The sequence below is a fragment of the Kitasatospora sp. NPDC057518 genome (assembly GCF_042802075.1).
GTDB lineage: Bacteria > Actinomycetota > Actinomycetes > Streptomycetales > Streptomycetaceae > Kitasatospora.
Genome location: NZ_JBHVEU010000710.1, coordinates 1 through 2,584, shown reverse-complemented (window position 1 = coordinate 2,584; position 2,584 = coordinate 1). Strand labels below are relative to the sequence as shown.

Genomic DNA, 2,584 nt, shown 5'->3' with positions numbered 1-2,584 from the left:
CGGGGAGGCCGCCGTCGTGCGCACGAGGGCCGGCTACGGCCGGGTGAAGGTGAGGTGGGTGACGCCGCTCGGGCTGCTCACCGCCTCGGTGCGGAAGCGCTGCTCCAGCCCTTCGAGCCCGTCCCAGAGCCGCTCGCCCCGGCCGAGCAGCACCGGCACCACGACCACGTGCAGGTGGTCGACCAGATCGGCGGCCAGGAAGGCGCGGACGCTGCTCGGGCCGCCGCCGATCCGCACGTCCAGGCCGCCGGCCGCCTCCCTGGCCCGGCGCAGCGCCTCCTCGGGGGAGGCGTCCAGGAAGTGGAAGACCGTCCCGCCGTCCATCTCCACCGAGGGGCGCGGATGGTGGGTGAGCACGAAGACCGGGGTGTGGAACGGCGGGTTCGGCCCCCACCAGCCCCGCCAGTCCTCGTCCTGCCAGGGGCCGCGCTGCGGGCCGAACTTGTTGCGGCCCATGATCTCCGCGCCGATGCCGTCGGCCCAGGTGCGGGCGATCGCGTCGTCCACGCCGGTGCTGCCGCCCTCCTCGCCCTGCATCCGCCGGAACGTCCGGGTGCCGAAGAACCAGCTGTGCAGCCGGCCGCCGGCGTGGCCGAACGGTGCGTCGAGGCTCTGCCCCTCGCCCGTGCCGTAGCCGTCCAGGGAGATCGAGAAGTTGTGGACCCGGACCAGGGACATCGCAGCCTCCGCCGCTCGGCGCCTCGGCGCGCACCGGTCGGCCGCGCCCCGTTTCGCGGGCCACGCTAACCCGCGGCTCCGACGCCATGACGTTCCGTCACCGTCCCGGGCGTGGCGGGTGGGACGGGTGCGGAGCGCGTGGAGGAAGAGGAGGGGAGCGGGGGAGAAGCGGTGCAGCCGTCACGCTATTGTCGTGCCTTCTTCATCCTGAGCACGCCCGGGCGGGCGATGCTTCGTCAGGCTGCCCGGGAGCAGGGCGGCCGGCATCCCACGACTTGGGGGACCGTTCCGATGACCGTACGCCGCACCCTGACCGGACTCCTGGCCGCCGGCCTGATCGCCGCCGCGGCCGCGCTGATCCCGACCGCCCCGGCGGACGCCACCACGGCCGGGCCGGGCGACCTGCCGTTCGGCTCCGCGACCACCGTCGGCCTCCACAACACCTACGACCCGGCGGCCTTCCCGTACCTCGCCCAGGGCCTGGACACCGGCACCGGCATGATCGAGCTGGACCTCTGGCCGAACATCTTCACCAAGCGGTGGCAGGTCAGCCACTCCAACCCGTTCGGCAACTCCAACAACTGCACCGCCGCGAGCACCCCCGCCCAGCTGTACGGCGGCAGCACCGACCAGTACCTGGAGAACTGCCTGGACGACGTCCGGGTCTGGCTCGCCGCGCACCCGGGCGCCGGGCCGCTGGTGATCAAGCTGGAGCTCAAGCCGGGCTACTCGGCCGACCTCGGGATGGGCCCGGACCAGCTGGACGCGCTGATCGCCGACCACCTGGGCTCCGCGGTGCTGCGCCCGGCCGACCTGCTGGCCAAGCCCGGCGGCGGCTCGTACGCGAGCGTCGACGAGGCGGTGCGGGCGGGCAACTGGCCGCGCCGGTCGGCGCTGGCCGGGAAGGTGCTGCTGTACGCGATCCCGGGCACCGTCGAGCTGGGCAACCCCTTCGACACCCTGCACACCGACGTGGAGCAGGGTCGGCACCTGCGCGACCTGGCGGCGGCGGGCCGGATCGGCCAGGCGCAGGTCTTCCCGTCCCTGCTCGGCGCCGCCACCGGCGACCCGCGGAGCCAGTACACCGGCGCGGACACCTCGATCCGGCCCTGGTTCGTGGTCTTCGACGGCGACGCCTCCACCTTCGTCAGGACCATCGACACCGCCTGGTACGACAACGCCCACTACCTGCTGGTGATGACGGACTCCCACCTGGTCGCCCCGGAGATCAGTGCCACCGACCCGACGGCCGACCAGGCGAGGGCCCGCACCGAGCAGCTGGCGAAGGCGCACGCGAGCATCGTCTCCAGTGACTGGCGCCGGCTGGCGTCGGTCCAGTCGCTGGTGCTGTCGCGCGGCTGACCTGGTCAAGTCCTGGGAGGGACGGCGAAGTTGACCGGAGGTGAAGAGTTGGAACGGGGCTTCCGGAGGGCCCGGAGGATCGCCATCCTGGTTGTCATGACCCGAACTCTACGCGCGTGGAAGACCCGCGTCGCCGCCACCGCCACCGTCGCCCTGGTCACCCTCGCGCCGATCGCCGTCGCCACCGAGGCGCACGCCGCGGTGAGCGGCTCGGTGTGCCTGTCGGCCCTGCCCTCCCAGGCCCACACCACCCTCAACCTGATCGCCTCCGGCGGTCCCTTCCCGTACAGCCAGGACGGCGTCGTCTTCCAGAACAAGGAGCGCGTGCTGCCCGCCCAGGCGACCGGCTACTACCACGAGTACACCGTGGTCACCCCGGGCTCGCCGACCCGCGGCACCCGTCGCATCGTCACCGGCAAGCAGTACCACGAGGACTACTACACCGCCGACCACTACGTGACCTTCCGCAAGGTCGACTTCGGCTGCTGACCCGGCCACCGCTCCACCGGACAGCCCCGGGCCCCGGCGCCGCACCCCGCGCCGG

The 2,584-nt window shown here is 73.1% G+C and carries 3 protein-coding genes; 2 read left to right on the top strand and 1 reads right to left on the bottom strand.

Annotated elements, in window-relative coordinates; all coding sequences use genetic code 11:
• Positions 1–33: 33 nt before the first annotated feature.
• Positions 34–678 carry a dihydrofolate reductase family protein gene (locus tag ACFU7Z_RS38640; protein WP_074003175.1) on the bottom strand — a complete coding sequence of 215 codons (645 nt, stop codon included), beginning with the start codon at positions 676–678 and terminating at the stop codon, positions 34–36.
• A 291-nt stretch (positions 679–969) separates the two neighbouring features.
• On the opposite strand from ACFU7Z_RS38640, the gene ACFU7Z_RS38635 reads away from it, so the two are divergent.
• Together ACFU7Z_RS38635 and ACFU7Z_RS38630 are read left to right on the top strand one after the other, a co-directional pair.
• The gene (locus tag ACFU7Z_RS38635) at positions 970–2,040 is read left to right on the top strand and encodes a phosphatidylinositol-specific phospholipase C domain-containing protein (RefSeq protein ID WP_380782819.1); all 1,071 of its coding nucleotides are present in this window, start codon (positions 970–972) and stop codon (positions 2,038–2,040) included.
• Positions 2,041–2,136: 96 nt separating this feature from the next.
• A complete protein-coding gene (locus ACFU7Z_RS38630) occupies positions 2,137–2,529 on the top strand; it encodes a ribonuclease domain-containing protein (RefSeq protein WP_074003174.1) in 393 nt (130 codons plus the stop codon).
• The last annotated feature ends 55 nt before the right edge of the window (positions 2,530–2,584 follow it).

Excerpts from the sequence above, each read along its gene's own strand:
- ACFU7Z_RS38640 (WP_074003175.1), bottom strand. The coding sequence starts at position 678 with ATGTCCCTGGTCCGGGTCCACAACTTCTCGATCTCCCTGGACGGCTAC.
- ACFU7Z_RS38635 (WP_380782819.1), top strand. The coding sequence starts at position 970 with ATGACCGTACGCCGCACCCTGACCGGACTCCTGGCCGCCGGCCTGATC.
- ACFU7Z_RS38630 (WP_074003174.1), top strand. The coding sequence starts at position 2,137 with ATGACCCGAACTCTACGCGCGTGGAAGACCCGCGTCGCCGCCACCGCC.